Here is a 687-nt window from a genome sequence, read left to right as displayed (position 1 = left end):
AACCGATTCATGAGAAGTATTTAAGTGATTATGATGCTTTTAGATGGGCTTCTGAGGTCCTCACGGATGTAAAGATATTGGACTACGAATCTAGGGTTCAATATGGTTGCAAACTACTTGGCTATGGCGAGAATCAGGGATGTTTGCCATGAAAGTAACTTTTAAAACTTATTTTTTTTGTATGTTAAAAGCTTTGTTCGTAAGTGCAATAGTCTTTTGTATTCAAATCTTAGTAAATGTTTTTTTGAATGAAGATGAAGTCATAGAAATATGGGATGTTTTTAGTTTAGGGGTTGGTTTGACTTTAATTGCAAGTTTGGTTTTTCTGATACCATTAATTATTGCAACTCTGGTTAGATTTTTATTAAATAAACACAATTACCATCGATGTCTTTCTTTTTTAATTAATTTTGCTGTTTTTTTTACTTATGGATATTATTTATTTATAAAATCACAGCCCCTTTACAAGGGTACTGAATTTTCTGAACATGAAAAGTTACTAATACTTAGTATGGTTTTTTATACTTCAATTTTTTTAATTACGAGTGAGATTTTTATCTCAAGTAAAGTAAAAAAATTAAGTTTAAGTGTTGGTTAAATTAATATTTAGTAGTCCTTAATAAGCGGTTTTTGTGAAGCCAGTGGCAGTGTGGGCTATGGGCAGGTGAGTGATAGCCAAGGTAGTAC

At 30.7% G+C, this 687-nt stretch carries 1 protein-coding gene; it reads left to right on the top strand.

Annotated features, from left to right (window positions below; genetic code table 11):
• Positions 1–148: 148 nt before the first annotated feature.
• Positions 149–598 (top strand): hypothetical protein, encoded by a 450-nt coding sequence (locus HMPREF3179_RS06825; protein WP_141742725.1) that lies wholly within the window; start codon positions 149–151, stop codon positions 596–598.
• The last annotated feature ends 89 nt before the right edge of the window (positions 599–687 follow it).

The sequence above is a fragment of the Oligella sp. HMSC09E12 genome (genome assembly GCF_001808505.1).
Classification (GTDB): Bacteria; Pseudomonadota; Gammaproteobacteria; order Burkholderiales; family Burkholderiaceae_B; genus Oligella; species Oligella urethralis.
The sequence above is the reverse complement of the archived record's forward strand: the minus strand, read 5'-3'. Positions and strand labels throughout refer to the sequence as shown.